Genomic DNA, 24,395 nt, shown 5'->3' with positions numbered 1-24,395 from the left:
GCAATGGACGCATCATGATTAGCGTATTCGATATCTTCAAAATCGGTATTGGTCCTTCCAGCTCTCACACCGTCGGACCAATGAAAGCCGGTAAACAATTCACGGATGACTTGATTGCACGCGGCATTTTGCACGACATCACCCGCGTGGTTGTCGATGTATATGGTTCCCTTTCCCTGACCGGTAAAGGCCACCATACCGATATTGCCATTATCATGGGGCTGGCGGGTAATCTGCCGGATACCGTTGATATTGATGCAATACCTGGCTTTATCCAGGACGTGAACACCCACGGTCGTTTGCTGCTGGCGAACGGCGAGCATGAGGTTGAATTCCCGGTTGATCACTGCATGAATTTCCATGCGGATAACCTGTCGCTGCACGAAAACGGCATGCGCATTACCGCGCTGGCCGGCGACAAAGCGGTTTACAGCCAGACGTATTACTCCATCGGCGGCGGGTTTATCGTCGACGAGGACCATTTTGGTCAAAGCACTAATTCTGCCGTTGACGTGCCGTACCCGTACAAAAACGCGGCCGACTTACAGCGTCACTGCCAGGAGACAGGGCTTTCTCTCTCCGGCCTGATGATGAAAAACGAGCTGGCCCTGCACAGCAAAGAGGAGCTGGAACAGCACTTCGCTAACGTCTGGGAAGTGATGCGCAGCGGCATTGAGCGCGGGATCACCACCGAAGGCGTGCTGCCGGGTAAACTGCGTGTTCCGCGTCGTGCGGCTGCGCTGCGCCGCATGCTGGTCAGCACCGACAAAACCACCACCGACCCGATGGCCGTCGTCGACTGGATCAACATGTTCGCGCTGGCGGTAAACGAAGAGAACGCCGCGGGCGGCCGCGTCGTCACCGCGCCAACCAACGGGGCATGCGGCATTGTTCCGGCGGTCCTGGCGTATTACGACAAGTTTATCCGCGAAGTGAACGCAAACTCACTCGCGCGCTACCTGCTGGTCGCCAGTGCGATTGGCTCACTGTACAAGATGAACGCCTCAATTTCTGGCGCGGAAGTGGGCTGTCAGGGTGAAGTGGGCGTAGCCTGCTCTATGGCGGCGGCGGGTCTGGCCGAATTGCTGGGCGCAAGCCCTGCGCAGGTGTGTATTGCGGCGGAAATCGGCATGGAACATAACCTGGGGCTGACCTGCGATCCGGTCGGCGGACAGGTTCAGGTGCCATGCATCGAGCGTAACGCCATCGCCTCTGTGAAAGCGGTGAACGCGGCCCGTATGGCGCTGCGTCGTACCAGCGAACCGCGCGTCTGCCTCGACAAGGTTATCGAAACCATGTACGAAACCGGTAAAGATATGAACGCCAAATACCGCGAAACTTCCCGCGGTGGTCTGGCGATGAAGATCGTCACCTGCGATTAAGCCTCTCAGGAAGCCTCGTTTTGCGAGGCTTCTTCCTGTTTTCCCCACCATTCATAGTTTCATGCTGCGCTCAGTGTTACCCTTCACCCATTAGACAGAAGGGAGATTATCTGTGGCCGTTCATTTGCTTATCGTCGATGCACTTAACCTGATTCGCCGTATTCATGCGGTACAGGGCACACCCTGCAAGGACACCTGTTTACACGCGCTGGAGCAGCTCATTCGCCATAGCGAACCCACCCACGCTGTTGCCGTATTCGACGATGAAGCACGCAATACCGGCTGGCGGCACCAGCGCCTGCCGGACTACAAAGCCGGACGTGCGCCGATGCCGGACGATCTGCACGCAGAAATGCCCGCTATCCGCGCGGCCTTTGAGCAGCGCGGCGTTCCGTGCTGGGGCGCCCACGGTAATGAGGCTGACGATTTAGCCGCAACGCTGGCGGTTAAAGTCGCGAGCGCCGGGCATCAGGCGACTATCGTTTCAACCGACAAAGGCTACTGCCAGCTGCTCTCTCCAACGATCCGCATCCGGGACTACTTTCAAAAACGCTGGCTGGACGCGCCATTCATTGCCAGCGAGTTTGGCGTATCGCCTGCGCAACTGCCGGATTACTGGGGGCTGGCGGGGATCAGCAGCTCTAAAGTGCCGGGTGTCGCCGGTATTGGACCCAAAAGCGCCGCACAGCTGCTGACGGAGTTTCAGAGTCTGGAAGGAATTTACGCCAGGCTTGATGAAGTGCCGGAAAAATGGCGCAAGAAGCTGGAGGCGCATAAAGAGATGGCGTTTATCTGCCGGGAGGTGGCGACGCTACAGACGGATTTACAGCTGGACGGGAATTTACAGCAGTTAAGGTTAGAACGTTAAGATCCCCCTCACCCCAAAGGGGCGAGGGGGAAAAGACCGCACGGAGCAGTCCCCTCTCCCCTTTGGGAGAGGGTTAGGGTGAGGGGACTATCGCTCGTCGCGACGCCCACCCACTGCCGCCCACCAGCGACGGATATGCACCGTCACTTCTTCGCGGTCGTGATAAAGCTGACGCGCCTGGATTTCCGCGTTAATCCCGTGTTCGTCCAGCTGCTGCTGAATATAAGCCAGGTTCTGCGACACCTCTTCGTAGCGCTTTTTCATCGGCAGCTTGAGGTTGAAAATCGTCTCACGACACCAGCCGTTCACCAGCCAGGAGGCCATCAGCGCCGCGACTTTCGCCGGTTTTTCTACCATGTCGCACACCATCCAGGAGATGTTGTTGCGGTTCGGGCGATAGCGGAAGCCGTCCTCACACAGCCAGGTGACCTGCCCGGTATCCATCAGGCTTTGCGCCATCGGGCCGTTATCCACAGACGAAACCCACATGTTGCGTTTCACCAGCTGATAGGTCCAGCCGCCCGGGCACGCGCCAAGGTCTACGGCATACATGCCGTTTGCCAGCCGTTCGTCCCACTCGTCCGCCGGGATAAAGACGTGAAACGCCTCTTCCAGCTTGAGGGTTGAACGGCTCGGCGCATCTGCCGGGAAGCGCAGACGCGGGATCCCCATAAAGAACGGCGAGTTATTGGTGGTATACGAGTAGCCAGCGTAGCAACATCCTGGCGCAATAAAGAAGATATGCACGACCGGGCGCTTTGGCGTTTCGTAGTTTGTCAGCACACCCGCATCACGCAGCGCCGCGCGCAGCGGCACGGTGAACTTACGGCAGAACTTCATCAGCTCTTTGCTTTCGTTTGTGTCGGCCACTTCCACGCGCAAATCGCCGCCCTTCTCCACCACGCCCTGCAACAGGCCAACAATCGGCGTGATGCGATCTTCCGGCGGAAGATCTTTCAGCAGTTCACCCGCGACAAACATCTGACGGGCGAAAATCAATGAGCTGAACGGCAGTTCGCGCGCCAGCTTGTCGGCATCATCAGGCTGATAGCATTCAAATACCACATAGCCCGCGTTCTCTTTGACGCGAGCGAATCCGAAGACTTCACGCTTCGCCGCTTTATCGGTGATTTCCGCGGCGCACTCTTTCTCAAACCCCGGGCGACAATATAAAACAACCTTATTCATGAACAACGCCCTTGCGTTTCAGACGGATAGCTCCGATAAACATTAACACCCAACCCGCCAGGAAGCTGACGCCGCCGACAGGTGTAACAAACGCCCACAGGCGTAAATGCGACAGCGCCAGACAGTAAAGACTGCCGCTGAACAGTACGGTACCCAGCGCCAGAAAGACGCTGCTCCAGTAAAACCAGATGCTGATGCGGCGCTGCATCGCCACCGCCAGCCCAAAAATCGCCAGCGTGTGGAACGCCTGATATTCAAGGCCGGTCTGGATCCAGCCCATCTCCACAACGCCCAGAGATTTGCTTAAGACATGCGCGCCAAACGCGCCCAGAGCTACAAAAATAAAGCCACTCACCGCGGCGAAAATCAGCATGAATCGGCTGGTCATGTTTAAGTCCTGAATTGATGCGTGCCCGGCACACAAACGTTATTGTTCATACCTGAAGCGGAATTTTTCTTGCTCGCTTGCCGCTTTCGCCAGTATCCACTGCCGGAAAGCGGCTATTTTACCCAGTTCTGCCTGACTGTCATGACAAACCAGATAAAATGCATTCTTGCTGACCAGTACATCGTTAAATGGGCAAACCAGACGGCCTGCCTCAATTTCGGACTGCGCCATAACGTTGTTTGCCAACGCCACGCCCTGCCCGTGAATGGCAGCCTGTAGCACCATCGCGCTGTGGCTAAAAATGGGACCCTGCTGCACGTTTATATGATTAAGACCTAACTGGCGGGTATAAGTTTGCCAGTCGCGACGCGACGCATCGTGCAAAAGCGTATGTTGCGCCAGATCGGCTGGCGTTTTGAGCGCTTTATCCCCCGTCAGCAGCAGCGGTGAACAGACCGGCAACAGATATTCTGCGTATAATTTTTCCACACGCAAGCCCGGCCAGTTACCGCGACCGTAAAAAATCGCCACGTCCACATCATCTGCAAGCTTGTCTTCCTGACGGTCCACCGCCTGGATTCGGACATCGATTCCCGGATAAGTTGAGTTAAAGCTTGAGAGTCGCGGCACCAGCCACTGAATGGCAAAACTGGGCAATAAACTCACAGTCAGAGCGCCTTTTGCACTCCGGGCCTGAAGTTTACGAGTGGCCTCCGTCAGCTGGGAAAAAATCTCTTTAATATCCTGAAAATAGCTCTGCCCCTCTTCGGTCAACAGCAACGAACGGTTGCGTCGACGGAACAGCTTAAGCCCCAGAAAATCCTCCAGAGACTTGATTTGATGACTTACTGCGGCCTGCGTCACAAAAAGCTCATCGGCTGCGCGGGTGAAGCTGAGGTGGCGTGCTGCTGCATCAAAAACACGTAATGCATTAAGGGGTGGCAATCGCTTGGACATGGTTATCTGGCTTAGATGTTAACGAGATTTAACATATAGGAAACAACGTTTAACCTATTAGTTTTTTTTATCTGAGCCATTATAATTTGTCCGTTGAGGAACTACCAGCAAATACCTATAGTGGCGGCACTTCCTGAGCCGGAACGAAAAGCTTTTTTTGGAATGCGTGTTCTGAAGGGCTTTTGGCTTACGGTTGTGATGTTGTGTTGTTGTGTTTGCAATTGGTCTGCGATTCAGACCACGGTAGCAACGCTACCAATTTTTCACTTCCTGTACATTTACCCTGTCTGTCCATAGTGATTAATGTAGCACCGCCAACTTGCGGTGCTTTTTTTTCGCTTATCTAACTGTTAATGCTCGATTTCCTTCATCTCTTTCACGTCACTGCGGTTGATCTGCTGTTTGTTCCCGTTAGCATCTTTGTAAGAAATCATCCCGGTATCATTATCGGTTGTCGGTTTCCCTTCAGAGACGATAGATCGACCATCGTTGGTATGCATTACGTAGTTATTACCAGAACAGGCGCTCAGGGCAAAGGTCAACGCACAGGCAGAAATGATTGCAGCTGTCTTTTTCATGATTATCTCCTTTAGCAATTAATGCTATTCAAACCTCGATTTATAACAGGCTAAAACATCCGCCTAACACTATTTAGCATAACCTGCTTTTTCAGACTCGCCAGGATAAGCAGACAAATCTGATAGATATCAACTTCCTTGCCCTGCCGATGAATTTGCGCGACGATCGTAGAATCGATATGAGGAATTCCATGAACGCTTTCAGTCCTGCGCAGTTTCGCGCACAGTTTCCTGCGCTGGCCGATGCCGGCATTTATCTTGATAGCGCCGCCACGGCCCTTAAACCGCAGGCGGTGATTGAGGCAACCCGCCAGTTTTACAGCCTGAGCGCCGGGAACGTGCACCGCAGCCAGTATGCCGACGCGCAGCGCTTAACGGCGCAATACGAAGCCGCACGGGATCAGGTCGCGCGCCTGATCAATGCTGACAGCGGTAAGAACATCGTCTGGACGCGGGGCACCACAGAGGCCATTAACATGGTGGCGCAATGTTACGCGCGTCCGCTGTTGCAGCCCGGGGATGAGATCATCGTCAGCGAGGCGGAACACCACGCCAACCTGGTACCCTGGCTGATGGTGGCCGAACAAACCGGGGCACGGGTTGTAAAGCTCCCGTTGGGTGCGGACTTCCTGCCTGACATGGCGCGTCTGCCTGAGCTGATTACGCCGCGCAGCCGTATTCTGGCGCTGGGGCAGATGTCCAACGTCACCGGCGGCTGCCCGGATCTGGCGCGTGCCATTGAGATTGCCCATGCCAGCGGCGTGGTGGTGATGGTCGACGGTGCGCAGGGTGTGGTGCATTTTCCGGCTGACGTTCAGGCGCTGGATATCGACTTCTATGCCTTCTCAGGACACAAATTGTACGGGCCAACCGGTATCGGCGCGCTGTACGGCAAAGCTGAACTGCTGGCCCGGATGACGCCGTGGCTCGGCGGCGGCAAGATGATTACCGAAGTCACCTTCGACGGTTTTAAAACGCAGGATGTACCCTACCGCCTGGAAGCCGGTACCCCAAACGTGGCCGGGGTTATCGGTCTGAGCGCAGCGCTCGAATGGCTGGCAGAAACGGACGTGGTTCAGGCTGAAAGCTGGAGCCGGGGTCTGGCGACGCTGGCGGAAGAAGAACTGAAAAAACGTCCGGGTTTTCGTTCGTTCCGCGTCCAGGACTCCAGCCTGCTCGCCTTTGATTTCGCGGGCGTGCACCATAGCGACATGGTGACGTTGCTTGCCGGATACGGCATTGCCCTGCGTGCCGGACAGCACTGCGCCCAGCCGCTGCTGGCGGCCATTGGCGTGAGCGGTACCCTGCGCGCCTCGTTTGCACCGTACAATACAAAAAGCGACGTCGATGCGCTGGTTTCCGCCGTCGACCGCGCCCTGGAATTACTGGTGGATTAATGACAAGTTCAGCTTTAGCCGGGCACCCGTTCGGCACCGTTATTACTGAAGAGACGTTAAAACAGACCTTCGTCCCGCTCACGCAGTGGGAAGATAAATATCGTCAGCTGATCCTGCTGGGTAAACAGTTGCCCACGCTGTCAGACGAGCTGAAATCACAGGCGAAGGAGATCGCAGGCTGCGAGAACCGCGTCTGGCTTGGGTTTAGCGTATCCGGAGAGAAACTGCATTTCTTCGGCGACAGCGAGGGACGCATTGTTCGCGGTCTGCTGGCGGTGCTGTTGACCGCAATCGAAGGGAAAAGCGCCGCAGAGCTGCTGGCGCATTCTCCGCTGGCGCTGTTTGATGAGCTGGGACTTCGCGCGCAGCTTAGCGCCTCGCGCGGTCAGGGACTGATTGCGCTAAACGACGCGGTACTGGATGCCGCCCATCAGGCTCAGGCCTGACGTTCCGCCTTCGCCATCATCTTCTTCAGGGCGTGAGAGACCGCCACAAAGCCGAAGGAGGCGGTCACCATGGTGGCCGCTCCAAACCCTGAGGCACAATCCATCCGCTTTGGCCCTTCCGCCGTGCTTTTCATTGCACAGACCGAACCATCCGCCTGCGGATAAACCAGCGCTTCTGTCGAGAACACACAGTCCACGCCCAGCTTGCCTTTGCTATTTTTCACCACGTTGAAGTCGCTTTTTAAGCGCTCGCGTAGCTTAGCGGCCAGCGGATCCTGAATGGTCTTCGCCAGATCCGCCACCTGGATCTGCGTCGGATCAATTTGTCCACCCGCGCCGCCCGTTGTCACCAGCGGCACCTTGTAACGACGACAGTAAGCGATCAGCGCCGCTTTTGGCCGCACGCTGTCGATGGCATCAATCACATAGCTGTAGCCTTTGCTCATGTACTCCGCGACGTTATCTGCCGTCACAAAGTCGTCGATCACCGTCACACTACACTCCGGGTTGATGAGACGAATACGCTCCGCCATCACCTCGGACTTCGCCAGACCGACGTTATCACGCAGGGCGTGGATCTGACGGTTAGTGTTAGTGACGCAGACGTCATCCATATCAATCAACGTAATTGCGCCAATGCCGGTTCTCGCCAGCGCTTCTGCCGCCCACGAACCCACACCACCAATGCCCACCACGCAGACATGCGCATCCGCGAACAGTTGCAGGGCTTTTTCACCATATAACCGTGCCGTGCCGCCGAAACGCTGGCGCCAGGCATCGCTGATTACCACAGACATAAAACCTCAGATGTAAAAAGGGTGAGGTATTCCTCACCCTGAACCGTAATCCGTCTTGCCCTCAGAATACCACAATCAGCCGCTGAATACGTTTCCGGTACCCGGCGCTGCCTTCAGCACCCACACGCGTCCGTAGTGGTTATACCAGCCTGCACGATGGCCGGCATCCGGGCCGATGCCCTGATAAATGTCGAAGTGCTGGCCTTTGATCGCCCCACCCACGTCCAGCGCCACCATCAGGCGTAATTCATACTTGCCATTGAATTTGCCGTTGTTGTCGAGGAGTGGAACTTCCGCCAGCAGCGTAGTACCTGCCGGGATAATCGAACGATCCGATGCCACAGAAGCGCGGCCAATCAGCGGGACGGCGCTCGCCCCTTTCACCGGCGCAAAGTTCTGCGGTTTGAAGAAGACAAACGATGGGTTCTGCTCAAGCAGCTCACGCACTTCCGCTTCGCTGTGTTTTTCGCCCCACTCGCGGATCGCCTGCATCGACATATCTTCTCGTTTCACTTCGCCACGGTCGATGAGCACCTTACCGATGCTGCGATAGGCATGGCCATTTTTCCCGGCGTAGCTAAAGAAGTTCAGCGGCGAGCCGTCGCCAAAATCAATATAGCCGCTGCCCTGCACGTCCATAATGAAGTTGTCCATCAGGGAGTTGCTGTAGGCCAGCACGTAATTTTCGCTCAGCGCGCCAGCGTAGATCTCGGCGCGGGACGGCAGACGACCGCGTTTCGGCGGCATACGGTAAATGGGATACTGGAACTCGCCCTGGCGTGTGTGTCGCGCCTGGACAACCGGGGTGTAGTAACCGGTAAACTGGACGTTACCGTAGTTATCCGCCCCCTCCATCTGCCAGGCATCGATACCAAACTGGCGCATATTGCGGGTATCACCGCCTGCACGCAGCCAGTCCTGCACGGCGCTATAGACGTTGTTCTGCGAACCGTATAAACGCGGAGAAGCAGTGCGGATCTGGTAGACCTGCTCGGAGAAGTCTCCGGCATTGATCGGAGCGCCCACGGCGTCTGGCTGGTTAACTAAAGAGAAAGGCTGGGATAACTTCCCGTCTTTATACTGTTGACCGCGATCGGTCGGTTTGGAAGAGCAGGCCGCAAGAATCGCCACCATTGCGCCTGTCATCAGATACTTCGCCCAACGTCCTTTCATTATATCTCGTCTTTTAGTTGCCCAATTCCGCGAGATGAAGATAACAAACCCACCGTGTTAATGAAATGCAATCGCCTTCCCTTTGGCAAATTCTGCACAAAAAATAGTCCAAAGTGGCTTTTGCCGTTCATTTTGCATACAAAATAATGAATTATGTGAAAAAGGGGTTGCATCACAAACCTATCCGAGTATAGTGCGCTTCCACGGACGCGGGGTGGAGCAGCCTGGTAGCTCGTCGGGCTCATAACCCGAAGGTCGTCGGTTCAAATCCGGCCCCCGCAACCAATTAAAATTTGATGAAGTATCTTCTACGACTGTAGAAAGACGGACGCGGGGTGGAGCAGCCTGGTAGCTCGTCGGGCTCATAACCCGAAGGTCGTCGGTTCAAATCCGGCCCCCGCAACCAATCAAATTTGAAGAAGTAAGTTTCTACAAGTGTAGAAAGACGGACGCGGGGTGGAGCAGCCTGGTAGCTCGTCGGGCTCATAACCCGAAGGTCGTCGGTTCAAATCCGGCCCCCGCAACCAACACTTCTTAAAACAATAAACACCCTGAAGGGTGTTTTTTTGTATCTGGCGTTTGTGAAAATGCCGGGCATGATACCCGGCTTAATGCCCTACCCCCGCCGCGCCAGCGTTTCCCCGTCTGAGAAGTAGGCCCGGATCCCCGCCAGAATCGACTCCGCCACTTCCTGCTGGAATTTAGCCGTCTTGAGCTTACGTTCCTCTTCCACGTTACTGATAAACGCGGTTTCGACCAGAATGGATGGAATATCTGGCGCTTTCAGGACCGCAAATCCGGCCTGCTCGACGCTGTTTTTGTGCAGCTTGTTGACCCGGCCCAGCTTGCCCAGCACCGCTTTACCAAACTTCAGGCTGTCGGTAATGGTCAGCGACTGCACCATATCAAACATCGTATGGTCGACGTAACGGTCGCCACTTTTGCTCACACCACCGATTAAATCCGAGGCGTTCTGCGTGTCCGCCAGGTATCTCGCGGCGGTGCTGGTCGCCCCTTTCGTTGACAGGGCAAACACAGAGGAGCCGCTCGGCTGGCGGCTGGTGAAGGCATCCGCGTGAATAGAGACAAACAGATCCGCGCGCTGCTTTTGCGCTTTTGCCACGCGGACCTTCAGCGGGATAAAGACATCTTCGTTGCGCGTCATGTAGGCGCGCATATTGCCCTCTTTGTCGATCAACGCCTTCAGACGACGGGCAATTTGCAGCACCACATCTTTTTCGCGGGTGCGATATTTCCCGACTGCGCCGGAATCTTCTCCGCCGTGGCCAGGATCGAGCATGATCACAATCGGGCGATCGCGCCCCGCCTTGCCCGGCTGTGGGCCACTTTGCGCTGGCGGAACCTGGCTGTCGAGATCGCCTTTGTTGTAATCCTCAAGTAATGCCAGAAGCGGATCCTGAATATCCGTCGCATTCGCCGGATAGAGATCCATCACCAGACGCTCCTTAAAGGCGGCTACAGGCGCAAGGGCAAAAAGCTGAGGTTTCACGTTCTGCTTCAGCTCAAACACCATGCGCACGGTTTGCGGATCGAACTGCCCGACGCGCGCCGATTTAATAAACGGATCGTCGCCACGGATCTGAGCTGCCATGCCTTTAAGCACGGAGTTGAGGTTCACACCTTCGAGATCAACCACCACACGTTCAGGATTGCTGAGGGCAAATTGCTTGTATTTCAGCACGCGATTGGACTCGACCGTCACGCGCGTATAGGTCGACGACGGCCAGACGCGCACCGCGACTACCTGGCTTGTGGCGGCAAGACCCACCTGGCTGACGCTAAGCAACCACATCGCCCCGGCCCCTTTTAACAGGCGGCGGCGGCTTATTGCTGAATTGGATCCCGACATGCTTCTCCCGAGCAAGAAATCTGATTGATGAACAAAACGCCCAAATTGACCGAAAACTTTAACGAATGACGCATAAACTGTCATCTATAAAAGGGTAAACAATCATACGTTAACGCACGGATTACTTATTATTTTCTGTGGGTCGCAGAAAATTTAGGCTTGCACACGCGGCCACAATCGAATAAAAATACAGAAATTACGAATAAACATTCACTAAGGGTTGTGTCATGGTTAAGGAACGCAGAACCGAACTGGTCCAGGGATTCCGCCATTCTGTTCCCTATATCAACACCCATCGGGGAAAAACGTTTGTCATCATGCTTGGCGGCGAAGCCATTGAGCATGAAAACTTTTCCAGCATCGTCAATGATATCGGCCTGCTGCACAGCCTCGGCATCCGTCTGGTGGTGGTGTATGGCGCACGTCCGCAAATCGAAGCCAACCTGGCCGCTCATCACCATGAGCCGATCTACCACAAACACACGCGCGTGACGGATGCGAAAACCCTCGAGCTGGTCAAACAGGCGGCGGGTCTGTTGCAGCTCGATATCACCGCCCGCCTGTCGATGAGCCTGAATAATACGCCGTTGCAGGGCGCGCACATCAACGTGGTGAGCGGCAACTTTATCATCGCTCAGCCGCTCGGCGTGGACGATGGCGTGGATTACTGCCACAGCGGCCGCATCCGCCGTATTGATGAAGAAGCCATTCACCGCCAGTTAGACAATGGCGCGATCGTCCTGATGGGACCCGTTGCCGTCTCCGTAACGGGTGAAAGTTTTAATCTGACCTCAGAAGAGATTGCCACCCAGCTGGCCATCAAGCTGAAAGCGGAAAAAATGATCGGCTTTTGCTCCTCACAGGGTGTCGTGAACGATGAGGGCGTGATTGTGCCAGAACTTTTTCCGAATGAAGCCCAGGCGCGCGTCGAAGCGCTGGAAGCAGAAGGCGATTACTATTCCGGTACCGTGCGTTTTCTGCGCGGCGCCGTTAAAGCGTGCCGTAGCGGGGTGCGCCGCAGCCACCTGATCAGCTATCAGGAAGACGGCGCGCTGTTGCAGGAGCTGTTCTCCCGGGACGGGATCGGTACGCAGATCGTCATGGAGAGCGCCGAGCAGATCCGCCGTGCCACCATCAACGATATCGGCGGCATTCTGGAGCTGATCCGTCCGCTGGAACAACAGGGCATTCTGGTTCGCCGCTCCCGCGAACAGCTGGAGATGGAGATCGACAAGTTCACCATCATTCAGCGCGATAACCTGACCATAGCCTGTGCGGCGCTTTATCCGTTCCCGGAAGAGCAGATTGGCGAAATGGCATGCGTCGCCGTGCATCCTGATTACCGTAGCTCCTCACGGGGGGAGCTGCTGCTTGAACGCGTGGCGGCACAGGCGCGCCAGATGGGTCTGAGCAAGCTGTTCGTGCTTACCACGCGCAGCATTCACTGGTTCCAGGAGCGCGGCTTCACGCCAGTGGATATTGATTCCCTGCCGGAAAGTAAGAAAGAGATGTACAACTACCAGCGCCGCTCGAAGGTGTTAATGGCGGACCTGGGATAACAGTCACCCTCTCCTGCTGGAGAGGGCGTTCACTCAGACAGATTCAAATATCACGCTTAATCCGCTTCTGCGCTCGGTACGGGTGGCTATCGCCTGACTCAACACGCGCTCATCCGCATACAGCGACAGACGCTGGCGCGCACGGGTAATGGCGGTGTAGACCAGCTCGCGGGTCACAACCGGCGACAGCTGGGTCGGCAGGATCAGCGCCGCATGGTTGAACTCGGAGCCCTGAGATTTGTGTACCGTCATCGCCCATGCCGTTTCATGCTCTGGCAGGCGGCTGGGCTGGACGGACTTCACGCTACCGTCCGGTAGCTGGAACCAGACGCGCAGACCGTTACCGCGATCGAGCGCAATGCCGATATCCCCGTTGAACAGCCCCAGCGCACTGTCGTTACGGGAGATCATCACTGGCCGGCCTTCATACCATCGCGAATGCAGCTGACGGTTAATTTTGCGTTTCTGCACCAGCAGTTGCTCCAGCCTGTCGTTCAGGCCCGCGACGCCAAACGGCCCTTCCCGCAATGCGCACAGAAGCTGGTATTCGCCAAATGCGGCGATGACCTGCCCGGGCTGACTGCGCTGCTGCACGCAGCTCAGAAAATGCTGGTATCCCTGGAGAGCCTCCTCAAGCATAGCCTGATACTCTTCCCCGCTTTGCAGCGATTTCTTTTCAATGTCAGTGAAGGAACCGTCAAACACCGTGCGCGTGGCGTGCCTGTCGCCACGGTTGACCGCCGCAGCCAGCTGGCCGATGCCGGAGTCGCTACCGAAACGGTAGCTTTTTTGCAGCAGGCACAGGCTGTCACGCAGTGCGCCCGCGATCGGCGTGTGATCGGGTTCAAGCGAGCAACCGGTCAGACGGGCGAGCTCCTGCGCCCGCGCGGGGGTATAACCGTAACTGGCGTAGGTACAGATATCCCCCAGCACCGCCCCGGCTTCTACAGAGGCGAGCTGGTCGCGATCGCCCAGGAAAACCACGCGCGCATGGGGTGGTAGCGCATCGATCAGGCGCGACATCATGGTCAGGTCGATCATGGAGGCTTCATCCACCACCAGCACGTCCAGATGCAGCGGATTGCCCGCATGGTAGCGCAGCCGCTGGCTACCCGGCTGCGCGCCGAGCAGACGGTGCAGGGTACTTGCTTCACCCGGGAAAAGCGCAAGCTGCTCCTGAGTGAGCGGCAGCTGTTGCATCGCGCCGCCCAGTGATTCGGTCAGACGCGCCGCAGCCTTCCCGGTGGGCGCCGCCAGACGAATACGGCATCGCTGCTCGCCTGAAAGCTGTATCAGGGCTGCCAGCAGCTTTGCGACGGTCGTTGTTTTCCCCGTTCCCGGGCCGCCGGATATCACCGAGATCCGCCGCGTCAGGGCGACGGCTGCCGCCACTTTCTGCCAGTCTGTGGCCTCACCGGAGTCAAACAGCCTGTCCAGCGTCTGACGAAGCTGCGCTTCGTCACTGGGAAGCGGCGCATTGGTCTCACTAAAGAATCGCGCTACCGTCAGTTCGTTTCGCCACAGGCGGTTCAGGTATAAGCGCTCCCCCGTGAGGATCAGCGGTGCCTGGTTGTCTCCCGGCCCGACGGCTGACGATTCACGCAAGATTTTCTGCCAGTCCACCCTTTCCCCCAGCAGCGCAAAGCAGGACTGGAGGACAGGCGGCATTTTCTCGTCAACCACCAGACGCGAGAGCGGCAGACACACATGCCCCTCTCCGGCGTCTTTACTCAACAGGGCAGCGGCAAGCATCACGGCGGGCTGGTCAGCGGCAATCATCATGGCAAACTGCACGTCCAGCTGACGCAGCACGCGTTGCTCTACCGCATCAAGCAATAAGTCCTGCATCGTCATGCCATCTCCTCCGTGTTTGCTGCAAACAGGTTATCCATTTTATTAATCAATTCCGCATCCGGACGGGTGCTGAAGATCCCGGAGCGCGGATCGGCAGCATCAACCCCGCGCAGGAACAGGTAGATGACGCCGCCAAAATGATCGTCGTAGCGGTAGTCCGCAATACGGTGGCGCAAATAGCGGTGCAGCGCCAGGGTATAGAGCTGATATTGCAGATCGTAGCGATGCATTTGCATGGCGGCCGCCATCGCCTGCTGGGTATAGGCTTCGCTGTTCTCGCCCAGCCAGTTCGATTTGTAATCCAGCAGGTAGTACCGTCCTTCGTGACGGAAGACCAGGTCGATAAACCCTTTCAGCATGCCCTGCACCTGACGGAAGTTCAGCGGCGGGCAACCGGCTGACAGCGGATCGTACTGACGGATAAGCGCATCGAGCGCGTCGGCCTTAAGCGGGCCTGCGACAGGCAGATAAAACTCCATCTCAACCTGCTTATTTCTGGCCGTTAACTGGCGAAGAGAGAAGCCCTGCGTCGTCAGCGGCGCCTGCAAAATGGCGTTGATCCAGCCAGTGAGAACGGGCTGCCAGTGCGCGTCATAGCCTCCGCTCTGCAACATCTTCAGCACCCACTCCCCACTGACAGGCTGGGTGAAATCAAGCTCTTCAAAAAGGCTGTGCAAAAAGGTGCCCGGCGACGCGCCGCGTGGGAACTGATGCGGAGTTAACGTCGGTTCAACCGGAACATCGCCCACCCCTGCGGCATCCACGTCCAGCTTCGGCATGAGATCCTGCGCAATACTTTGCCCGTGCTGTTGCAGACCAGAATAGCTGGTGACGCGCCAGTCATCGGCAAGCACCCGTGTGATCTGGCGCGCGTTAAGATCGGTCGCGGGCTCTTGCGCCATTTCCCAGCGGCTGTTGTCTGGCAGAGAGGGGATATGCAGGGCGATATCGTCACCGCAAAGCGACTCAATACAGAGGCGCAACCCCGCCGCATCTTTCGGCTCACCACGCTGGATAAGCCGCCCTAGGGCGCTTAAATGGAAATCGCTCTCCCCTGTTTTCTCCCCGCGACGGCGGAAAACCGGCGCGACGCCCAGGCTGCAATGCCAGACAGAACGGGTCAGCGCCACGTAAAGCAGGCGCAAATCCTCCGCCAGACGCTCCGCTTCCGCCAGCTCAACGCTGGTTTCCGCCTTGCTGAGATCGAGCACCGCATCGAAAGTCTCGCGGTCATGATAATAGGCCTGATCCTGAACGCGGTAGTTGGCGATAAAGGGCAGCCAGACCAGCGGATACTCAAGACCTTTCGATTTGTGAATGGTGACGATTTGCACCAGATGCTTATCGCTCTCAAGACGCATCTGCTGGCTTGAGGCGTTACTGTTTGGATCTGCGATTTGCTGCGCCAGCCAGCGCACGAGGGCATGTTCACTTTCAAGCTGGGTGCCAGCTTCCTGCAACAGTTCGCTGATGTGTAAAATATCGGTAAGACGCCTTTCACCGCCGGATGACGCCAGCATATTTTCGGCAAGCTGACGCCGCGTCATCAATTCGCGCAGCATCGCCATGACGCCGCGTTTTTGCCAGCGTTCACGGTAATGGGCAAACTCTTCCACCACCGCATCCCATGCGTTTTCGTCATGGTTGAGCTCATCAATATCGCGCGCGTTCAACCCCAGCATAGAGCTGGCCAGCGCGCTTCGAAGCGTATTTTCGCGCTCCGGGGCCAGCACCGCCTGAAGCAGCCAGAGCATTTCCTGGGCTTCCAGCGTGTCGAACACGCTGTCGCGGTTAGAGAGATACACTGACGGAATATCCAGCAGCGTTAGCGCATCGCGGATTAGCGCCGCTTCCTGACGACTGCGCACCAGCACGGTAATATCAGAGGCCTTAACAGGATTTGCCTGTTCCCCCTTCCACAGCAGCGCCTCGCCGCGCGCGCCTGCGCTCAGCCAGTCACGGATTTGCGCGGCGCAGTGCTGGGCCATCGCCGCCTGATAGTCGGCAACCCCATAGCCTTCCCCTTCTAGCAGCCAGAAGGTAATGGCGGGTTGCACCGCGCCACTGACTTCGAAGCGCAGGGATGCGTTTTTTGGGGCGGATTTCACCGGCAGGAAAGGGATTTCATTGAACATGAACGCCGTCTCCATACGGCTGAACAGCGCATTGACGCTCTCAACCATCCCCGGCGCGGAACGCCAGTTAGTGTCTAACGTGTAATGCGCGACAACCTCACTACGGGCTTTCATATAAGTGAAGATATCTGCCCCACGGAAGGCGTAAATCGCCTGTTTAGGGTCGCCTATCAACAACAGGGCAGTGTCGGGCTGCTGTCGCCAGATGCGGCGAAAAATGCGGTACTGCTGAGGGTCGGTGTCCTGAAATTCGTCAATCATCGCCACCGGAAAACGGGTACGGATCGCGCTGGCGAGCGCTTCACCATTCTCGCTGGACAGCGCCTCGTCCAGGCGGCTCAGCATGTCATCAAACCCCAGCTCGCCCCGGCGACGTTTTTCGCGCGCGACGGCCTGGCGGATCTCCGTCATGGCGCGGGTGATCATCAGGTCATTGAGCGTTAATGGCTCCGCAAGCAGCGCTTCAATCGCCACAAACAGGGGATGCTCAGGCACAATGCCGTCGGCTTTGGTTCGCTCAGTCAAAAAGCGCTGCGAAAATTTTTCCAGCGCGTCCGGAAGCTGGTAGCCCCGCGTCTCCTCCTGGGCCCAGGCGCTGATCTTTTCGATCCACTTCCCCTGGTTCCCACGGTTGAACTTGCGTCTGTCGATGCCTGAGTTTTCGATGATTGCATCAATTTCACCAACCGACTCATTCCACTTCTGCTTAAGCGCCGCAATTTTGGCGACGATCTTTTCATGGCGCGAGACCAGCGTTTCATCGGCAGGCGGCGGAGATTTAATGACCGGCGCTTCGCCTTGCAGGTAACGGTCGATAGCGCGAAGAAGCTCTTCCGGACCTTTCCACAGGGCGTGAACCGCTTCGGCAATGTCGCGCTGCAACGGATAACAGTGACGACGCCAGAAATCCGCACAGGCCTGATAGCGAAGCTCGGATTCATCTTCAATAAGCTGCTGCTCAAAGAGCATGCCGGATTCAAACGCATTCAGGCTCAGCATGCGCTGACAAAAACCATGAATGGTGAAAACGGACGCTTCATCCATTTGCCGCTCGGCCAGCAGCAGCCATTGCGCAGCCTGTTGCTTATCCGCAATCTCGTCCAGCAGGCTCGCGTAGAGGGGGTTATCCGTCGTCTGACGCAGGCAGGCGATGCGCAGCTCATGAATGTTGCTGCGAATACGGCCACGCAGCTCGGCAGTGGCCGCTTCGGTGAAGGTTACCACCAGCAGCTCTTCCACGCTTAACGGGCGCGAAAAAGCGGCGTTGCCGCCGAGCCCCAACAGCAGACGCAGATAGAGCGCGGCGATGGTATAGGTTTTTCCCGTTCCCGCTGAGGCTTCAATCAGTCGCTCACCCTGTAGAGGTAAACTTAGGGGATCAAGCGGCTCAGCGGTATGGGTCATTCTTTCTTACTCCAGGGCATAGTTTGTTGCAGCGCGCTGACGCTCTTCCAGACGGTCCACTCTTTTGATTTTACGTAGTCCGTTTTCCCGTTCTGGCTGCCAGAAACCTGAGACAGGATGGCCATACCCTGCGGTTTTACTACCGCCTGATGGAAGAAATCGGCAACCTTTTGTGGAGTCAGCTGTTTTATTTCGGCCACTATTTTATCACGCGAATCAAATTTCATATTACCACGATCAAAATCTTTGCTCAGCTGCGAGGCCTCTTCACCCAGCGTCTGCGGCGGCTGCATCACCTGGGCGATAACCGCCTGCTGGATCTGGGCAAACTCTTCCGGCTTCATGGCACGCAGTTTTGCTTCCGCCTGCGGGAAGAACGCCTGATAACGTTGCCACAGGTAAGCGGGTTGCTTGTCGCTGCTTTGCAGAAGGAAGCCCAGCCCCCACTGACGGCCCACATTCATAGAGAAAGCGAATACCGCATAGCCCAGCTGCTCTTCGGTGCGCAGCTGGTTGTAAAACCACGGCTGAATAATTTGACCAAGCACCGCACTCTGGGCTGAGCTGGTAAATTCGTCATAACCGACAGGGACAAACACCGCGGCCAGCGCGGAATCCGTGCTGCTTCCCGCTTTTTCGAAGATCACGTTCTGCTTTTTCTCTACCAGCACATCCTGGTTACGGCACCACTCATCGCCTTTTGAACCCAGTTGCGCCCGGACGTTTTGCGCCAGCGTTTTAGCCTGATCTTCGCTCATATTCCCTACAATCAGGAACTCAGGACGGGTATTGGTTTTCAGCGCATCACGGTAAGCCAGCACCTCTTTTAAGGTGACTGAGGGCAATAACGCGCGGCGATCTTCGCGCTGGAAGTACGGAATTTGCGACAGCATCTGTGCTGGCATAATCGCCTGATCGTAGGCTTTACCCTTCTCGGCAGAATCCATCATCTGGGCATACCAGGACTTAGCCTGCTCGAGCTGTTCTTCCGTAGGCGTATAGCTGAAATAACCGTCCAGCAGCGCCTGGAACAGCTGCGGCAAACGCTGGGTATAGCCGTTGGCATTCACCATCAGGCCGTTATTGGCGTTAGTGGAGAAACTAATACCGCCAACGGCAGCCTGATTGCTGAGCTGATCGAGGGCAATACCGGCCAGATAATCGTTAAGCGCAAACAGTACCTGGTTTCTGGCGCTGTCCATTGCTTTAGGATTACGCAACACCACGCTGACATCCGCTTTTGGCTCGTCGGCGAAATAGCGGCTTGGGGTGTAGACCACGCGCAGCGTCGGCTCGTCAACAATAAGCTCCGGGTGCGGATACGCCTTTGCGGGTTTGATCAGCGAGAAATCGTCCGGGATGTAGGGGTTAAGCTCCGGTAACTTCAGCGCAATTTCCCCCGCCTTTTTCTGCCAGCCCGCGAAGGTCTGTTCGCTGATTTTTTCAACCTGATACGGGGCATCAACGAAGTAGGCCATTTTGTTATGCGGTTCGTTCGGGCTGATATACCAGACGCGGGCATTCTGCGGAGTCATCATCGCCAGACGCGCTTTGAGCGCTCCGGCGTCATACTGGTCGGCAATATTTACCGCATCCAGCGTATGTTCCACCGGCACGCGGATCATGGTATCTGCCAGCCACTCAACGTAGTCCATATCACGCGTGATAGAGGGATAGCGGAAATCGAGATCCAGCACGTGCGCCAGCTCGTCAAAGTAGCGTTTATCGACCCCTTTGTCGCGCAGCAGAGAGAGATAACTGAAAATGGCCGCAACGACGTCGTCCCGGTGAGCCAGCCCTTTATCGGTCAGCGTCGCGGAGATGGCCAGCACGCCGCTATTCCCGTTAACAACGGGATCGGAGTCAGCGCGAATACCTTCCACCAGCCCCTGCTTTTGCAGCCAGTCGGAGAGCGTGCCCGGGCTGCGGTTGCCGATAAGATAGGTCACCAGCTCGTCGGTTTTGCTGCGGAACTGCGCCGTGTTGTTATCAATACGGAATTCAACGCGTAACACCTTGCGCGGCAAGGCTGGCACATAGTGAATAACAATGCCTTTTTGCGCGTCCGTGACAACCGGCACGTTAATTTGCGGCAGATCGATATTTTTATTTGGCACCCTGCCGTAGGTCTGCGCGGCCATGTTTGCCAGCGTCGGCAACGGTTTATTGCTGTAGATAACCGCTTTCATCAGATTGGCGGAATAGTATTTTTCACGAAACGCATGCAGCGCATCGAGCACCGGGCTACCTGGCTTGTCGCTCAGCGTTTCAAGGTTGCCGCCTGAGAAGCGCGAACCCGGGTGCGCCGGATTGATGGTTTCAGCGCTAACCTGCGCCATGCGCATACCATCGCGCGTACGCGCCATCGTCAGTTCGGCGTTCACGGCATTGCGTTCACGGTCAGCGTATTTTTTATCCAGCAGCGGTGCGGCGATGGCATCCGCCAGACGGTCCACCGCCCCGTCAAGCGCATCATTTTCCACTTCCAGGTAAAACGCGGTGCGATACGGCGCGGTACTGGCGTTGTGGCTGCCGCCATGCATTTTCAGAAATTCGGACAGGCTGTCAGGCTGTGGGTATTTTTTAGAGCCCATCAGCGTCATGTGCTCAAGGTAGTGCGCCAGTCCCGGATGGGCGTCAGGATCTTCCAGCGAACCCACCGGCACAACCAGCGCGGAGAGCGATTTCACCGCCTGAGGATCGGAAACCAGCAGCACGGTCATCCCGTTATCAAGACGAATCGCCTGATACTGACGGGTGTCCTTATCGCTCTTACGGATTGTTTCCTGGACAGGTTGCCAACCGGAATCGGCCTGAGTGACGGGAGCCCAAAGGGCGATAAACAAAACAAATGCTTTGAACAAGGTGCTGCCTGGCATTACGACCTCTTTATCACGGCTACATCATTAACAACGTGCGTGCTGGACACGCCAGCATCTCTTTCTTTGGGTACATCAGTCCGTGATAAGAGGTGCATCATAAATGAACACCTCATACTGCGCAATTTTTATACAGCACTCAGGACTGATTAAATTTGAACAACGGTAACAGGTAGCGTTGCGCCTCCTGGGTGATAATGTCGAAATAGTCTGGCTCCAGCGTTCGCCATAAACGTTGATACCAGACATCGTCACCTTCGCCACGTACCATCATGTTCCCTTCGTAGGCCTGCAAAAACTTGCTGCGCGCTTTCTGGAGCGAAACCTCATCCGTTAACATGGCATCATTCTGCGCGTCGTAACAGGCTTTTATCCATGCCCCCCCACTTTCAGGCAGCAAAAGCAGAGGTTTGTTCATGCCCTGCCGGTAGCCTTCAATATAAAGCGACAGATACGTCAACGCCTGCTCAGGCTCCATCGGCGGGAAACGCCATTCGCCGTCCTTACGGACAAACAACCGGCTTTCACCTTCGTGGCCACTCGCACTGTAGACAAGATGTTCGAGCCAGAGTTGCAGGCCATGTGAAACGCTGAGCATGGATGGGCGCCAGCGCAGCAGCCCGTCAGACTGCACGTGCGTGAGCCAGCCGCTGAGGTGCATACCGTTACAATCGAGATCGATTTCAATGCTGCTCGCCGGCTGCCGACACGCGATAACGCGGTCAGCTAGCGCTCGCATCTCCTCGCACTGGGCATCCCAGACAATTTCGCCGAATGCACCATACGGAAGTAATCCCGACGCCCTGTAACGTCTGAACAGTTTGCTGGCATCTTCTTCGTCAACCAGCGCATTCAGAAGCTGGGAATTAAGCTTAAAACGCTCCAGCCCATCAAGAATAAACGGTTCCGCATCGGGGATTTCGCTCTCTTCAGAGCGGAAATTCACCTGCAAGCGTTGCTGGAAAAACGCCCGGACCGGGTGCGCCCAAAAGCGCTGTAGCTGCTCAAACGTGAGGGTGTCTATAGCGCGCGGTTCGAGCGTCTGAATAAAATCGGTTTGCGGCGTCCCTGCTTTCTTCGCGGCGGGAAGCCACTCGCGGGCATAGCTTTGCAGTTCATCAGGAACGTAGTTGACAGGATCAAACGGCATACGGCTATGGTGACAGGTGATATGCGCTTTCACCCGACGTTCGCTTTCGTCGCAGTTGCAGGCTTCATCGCCCGGCAGATAGTGGCTCTGTCCAATGTAGTCCACCAGCTCCTGCACCAGCACAGACGGGAAACGCTCGCTGTTATCCTGAATTGAACGTCCGATATAGCTGATATACAGCCTGCTTTGCGCAGACATCAGCGCCTCAAGAAAGAGATAACGGTCATCATCGCGGCGGCTGCGATCGCCCCGCTTCGGTTGTGCGCTCATGAGATCAAAGCCCAGGGGGGGAAGCGCACGCGGAAAAATACCGTCGTTCATGCCAAGCAGACAGACCACTTTGAACGGGATTGAACGCATTGGCATCAGGGTACAAATATTCACCGGCCCCGCAAGGAAGCGCTGGCTGATGCGCTCCTGATCGAGACGTTGCGTCAGCTCATCACGCAGAAGCGAAAGGGGAACGGCCTCGTGATAGTGCGAATTAACCCCCTCATCAACGATGGCCTGCCACTGCTTCTCGATAAGCGCCATGGCGGCTTCAGTTTCGCTGTCCGGCAGGAAGAAATCATTCAGCATTTCGCGGCAAACTGGCAGCCACTCTTCGAGCGGGCGGGGCTGCATCAATGCACGGCGCCAGCGGTTGAGCTGCATCAGCAGCGAGGCTAAGTGACCAACCAGTTCCGCGATCAACCCACTGGATTCATCGTACGGCAGCACGTCATTCCATTCGCCGTGGATGCTCTCCATCGCATACCCCAGCAGCATGCGCGTCAGGCCAAACTGCCAGGTATGCTGGCCGGTCGCAGGCAGTTCGAACTCCTGGACGTTATCATCGTCGATACCCCAGCGGACACCGGATTCGTTGACCCACTGGCGCAGATAGCGCAACCCCTCTTCGTTAATGTTGAAACGTGCGGCCAGAACTGGCACATCCAGCAGTGCCAGCACATCCTCAGAGATAAACCGGCTATCAGGCAGCGAAAGCAGGCTGATAAAGGCCTGGAGCGCCGGGTGTGACTGACGAGCGCGACGGTCAGAGATTGCGTAGGGCAGATAGCGGTCGCCCGTTGCGCTGCCAAATACCGCCTGAATAAACGGGCTGTAGCTGTCGATATCCGCCACCATCACCACGATATCGCGCGGTGTCAGGGTTGGGTCGTCCTGCAACATGGCCAGCAGGCGGTCATGAAGAATTTCAACTTCACGCTGTGGGCTGTGGCAAACGTGGATCGCGATACTGCGATCGTCAGGATCCAGTTTTCGCTTCTTATCGCTTCGCGCAAACTCTTCGGCAGTGATCCCGGCAACGGCACGGTTTTCCAAATCCAGAATATCAAGCTGAATATTGTGCAGCAGGCTGTCCGGCGTAATATCCGCAAACGCATCCACATCCCCTTCTCCCGAAGAGGTGATATCTGAAAGCAGATAAATATAGTCGCGTCCGAGCTTGCCCCACGAGGCAAGCAGCGGGTTCGGCAGGTTCTGAATCCCCTCTTCATCAAAAAGCTGCGCCGCATTTTCACTGTCTTTAAACAGCGGCACGGCGCGTTCCTCAAAGAGGCGTTTTCTCTGACGGGTGACCAGCCGTGATAGCCAGCGCGGATCCTGAATATCCCCCCAATAGTGCCGACACGGGTTGGTAAAGAGGATATGGATGTCAGTGTGCTTACCGAGCGCTTTTAGCGCGTTCAGGTAGACAGGCGGCAGCGCGGAGATACCGCAAATGAACACGCGTGACGGCAAACGGGCTGGCCGTTCTGCGCTGTTCTCGAGTATCGAGATAAAGCGATCGTACAGGTTAGCACGGTGCCACTTAGGCTGACCGAGTTTCCCGGTATGCTCGACCAGCGCTTTCCAGAGCGGCGCCTGCCAGATTTGCGCTTCCGGTAACCCATCGACTAATTCTCCTGCTTCCCAGCGAATCAGCCATTCTGCACGGTAAACCAGATACTGGTCATAGAGGTCGGCAGTGCGTGAGGCCAGCTGGAAAAGTTTACGCTTGTCGGTGTCGTCATTCAGGTAGTGCCGCAGCATGGCGAACTCATCATGCGCCAGCATGTCCGGCAGCAGCGTCATCAGTTTCCAGGCCATGCTTTGTTTGTTGAAGGCGCTCTGCTCAGGGATATCCGGCAGGACGCGAACAAACATCTCCCAGATAAAGCTCGCGGGCAGCGGAAAATCGATGTTCGCCGCAATGCCAAATTTCTGCGAAAGGGACATTTGCAGCCACTGCGCCATACCGGTGCTCTGCACCAGCACCATTTCTGGCTCAAACGGATCGTCAAGACGCTCTTGCTCAACGATATACTCCATCAGTGCTTCCAGCACATCCAGACGATTTGAGTGGTAAACCCTTAGCATAAACGC

The 24,395-nt window shown here is 56.4% G+C and carries 16 protein-coding genes and 3 tRNA genes; 8 read left to right on the top strand and 11 right to left on the bottom strand.

From position 1 onward, the window contains the following. Nucleotides 1-14 precede the first annotated feature (14 nt). Both ACNQ0W_RS10625 and xni read left to right on the top strand, forming a co-directional pair. Nucleotides 15-1,382 (top strand): L-serine ammonia-lyase, encoded by a 1,368-nt coding sequence (locus tag ACNQ0W_RS10625; protein ID WP_047050212.1) that lies wholly within the window; start codon nt 15-17, stop codon nt 1,380-1,382. A gap of 112 nt (nt 1,383-1,494) precedes the next feature. Continuing rightward, complete coding sequence (xni, locus tag ACNQ0W_RS10620) at nt 1,495-2,250, top strand: flap endonuclease Xni (protein WP_047734881.1); 756 nt, start codon at nt 1,495-1,497, stop codon at nt 2,248-2,250. Nucleotides 2,251-2,337: 87 nt separating this feature from the next. Here xni and rlmM read toward each other — a convergent pair whose 3' ends face one another. From rlmM to ACNQ0W_RS10600, 4 genes are all read right to left on the bottom strand, one after another. Further along, nucleotides 2,338-3,438 carry a 23S rRNA (cytidine(2498)-2'-O)-methyltransferase RlmM gene (gene rlmM, locus ACNQ0W_RS10615; protein ID WP_062933164.1) on the bottom strand — a complete coding sequence of 367 codons (1,101 nt, stop codon included), beginning with the start codon at nt 3,436-3,438 and terminating at the stop codon, nt 2,338-2,340. Beyond that, nucleotides 3,431-3,826, bottom strand: coding sequence for a DUF423 domain-containing protein (locus ACNQ0W_RS10610; protein WP_003862756.1), 396 nt, complete (start codon nt 3,824-3,826; stop codon nt 3,431-3,433). The genes rlmM and ACNQ0W_RS10610 overlap by 8 nt, the downstream gene beginning before the upstream one ends. Before the next feature lie 39 nt (nt 3,827-3,865). Beyond that, nucleotides 3,866-4,783, bottom strand: a complete 918-nt coding sequence (gene gcvA / locus ACNQ0W_RS10605; RefSeq protein ID WP_003862758.1) for a glycine cleavage system transcriptional regulator GcvA — start codon at nt 4,781-4,783, stop codon at nt 3,866-3,868. Nucleotides 4,784-5,133: 350 nt separating this feature from the next. After that, on the bottom strand, nt 5,134-5,361 hold the full coding sequence (locus tag ACNQ0W_RS10600) for a YgdI/YgdR family lipoprotein (protein ID WP_015571738.1): 228 nt from the start codon (nt 5,359-5,361) through the stop codon (nt 5,134-5,136). Nucleotides 5,362-5,552: 191 nt separating this feature from the next. Here ACNQ0W_RS10600 and csdA point away from each other — a divergent pair, with 191 nt between their 5' ends. Both csdA and csdE read left to right on the top strand, forming a co-directional pair. Next, the gene (gene csdA, locus ACNQ0W_RS10595) at nt 5,553-6,758 is read left to right on the top strand and encodes a cysteine desulfurase CsdA (protein WP_062933165.1); all 1,206 of its coding nucleotides are present in this window, start codon (nt 5,553-5,555) and stop codon (nt 6,756-6,758) included. Further along, the gene (csdE, locus tag ACNQ0W_RS10590; RefSeq protein WP_015571740.1) at nt 6,758-7,204 is read left to right on the top strand and encodes a cysteine desulfurase sulfur acceptor subunit CsdE; all 447 of its coding nucleotides are present in this window, start codon (nt 6,758-6,760) and stop codon (nt 7,202-7,204) included. Before csdA ends, csdE begins: the two co-directional genes overlap by 1 nt. Here csdE and tcdA read toward each other — a convergent pair. Together tcdA and mltA are read right to left on the bottom strand one after the other, a co-directional pair. Continuing rightward, complete coding sequence (gene tcdA / locus ACNQ0W_RS10585) at nt 7,195-8,001, bottom strand: tRNA cyclic N6-threonylcarbamoyladenosine(37) synthase TcdA (RefSeq protein ID WP_015571741.1); 807 nt, start codon at nt 7,999-8,001, stop codon at nt 7,195-7,197. The genes csdE and tcdA overlap by 10 nt on opposite strands. Before the next feature lie 75 nt (nt 8,002-8,076). After that, nucleotides 8,077-9,174, bottom strand: a complete 1,098-nt coding sequence (gene mltA / locus ACNQ0W_RS10580; protein WP_015571742.1) for a murein transglycosylase A — start codon at nt 9,172-9,174, stop codon at nt 8,077-8,079. A gap of 208 nt (nt 9,175-9,382) precedes the next feature. Between mltA and ACNQ0W_RS10575 the strand changes: the two genes are divergently transcribed. The 3 genes from ACNQ0W_RS10575 to ACNQ0W_RS10565 all read left to right on the top strand — a co-directional run bounded on the left by ACNQ0W_RS10575 (nt 9,383) and on the right by ACNQ0W_RS10565 (nt 9,701). Next, nucleotides 9,383-9,459 (top strand) — tRNA-Met (locus ACNQ0W_RS10575). Nucleotides 9,460-9,503: 44 nt separating this feature from the next. Further along, nucleotides 9,504-9,580 (top strand) — tRNA-Met (locus ACNQ0W_RS10570). A gap of 44 nt (nt 9,581-9,624) precedes the next feature. Further along, nucleotides 9,625-9,701, top strand: a tRNA-Met gene (locus tag ACNQ0W_RS10565). An 89-nt stretch (nt 9,702-9,790) separates the two neighbouring features. On the opposite strand, the gene amiC is transcribed toward ACNQ0W_RS10565, so the two are convergent. Then, nucleotides 9,791-11,044 (bottom strand): N-acetylmuramoyl-L-alanine amidase AmiC, encoded by a 1,254-nt coding sequence (gene amiC / locus ACNQ0W_RS10560; RefSeq protein WP_017382840.1) that lies wholly within the window; start codon nt 11,042-11,044, stop codon nt 9,791-9,793. Between the two features lie 227 nt (nt 11,045-11,271). Here amiC and argA point away from each other — a divergent pair, with 227 nt between their 5' ends. Further along, nucleotides 11,272-12,603: an amino-acid N-acetyltransferase gene (argA, locus tag ACNQ0W_RS10555; RefSeq protein WP_015571744.1), complete on the top strand. Its 1,332-nt coding sequence runs from the start codon at nt 11,272-11,274 to the stop codon at nt 12,601-12,603. Between the two features lie 33 nt (nt 12,604-12,636). Here argA and recD read toward each other — a convergent pair whose 3' ends face one another. The 4 genes from recD to recC form a co-directional block, all read right to left on the bottom strand. Beyond that, a complete protein-coding gene (gene recD / locus ACNQ0W_RS10550; RefSeq protein ID WP_116329988.1) occupies nt 12,637-14,457 on the bottom strand; it encodes an exodeoxyribonuclease V subunit alpha in 1,821 nt (606 codons plus the stop codon). After that, on the bottom strand, nt 14,454-17,996 hold the full coding sequence (gene recB / locus ACNQ0W_RS10545) for an exodeoxyribonuclease V subunit beta (RefSeq protein WP_062933167.1): 3,543 nt from the start codon (nt 17,994-17,996) through the stop codon (nt 14,454-14,456). Before recB ends, recD begins: the two co-directional genes overlap by 4 nt. Beyond that, complete coding sequence (ptrA, locus tag ACNQ0W_RS10540; RefSeq protein ID WP_062933168.1) at nt 17,993-20,875, bottom strand: pitrilysin; 2,883 nt, start codon at nt 20,873-20,875, stop codon at nt 17,993-17,995. The genes recB and ptrA overlap by 4 nt, the downstream gene beginning before the upstream one ends. A 139-nt stretch (nt 20,876-21,014) precedes the next feature. Continuing rightward, nucleotides 21,015-24,389 (bottom strand): exodeoxyribonuclease V subunit gamma, encoded by a 3,375-nt coding sequence (gene recC / locus ACNQ0W_RS10535; protein ID WP_417933194.1) that lies wholly within the window; start codon nt 24,387-24,389, stop codon nt 21,015-21,017. Nucleotides 24,390-24,395: the final 6 nt, after the last annotated feature.

Source organism: Enterobacter cloacae complex sp. 6730903 (assembly GCF_048283985.1).
Lineage (GTDB): Bacteria > Pseudomonadota > Gammaproteobacteria > Enterobacterales > Enterobacteriaceae > Enterobacter > Enterobacter hormaechei_C.
Note: the sequence above shows the minus strand (reverse complement) of the source record. Positions and strands in the feature narration are given on the sequence as shown.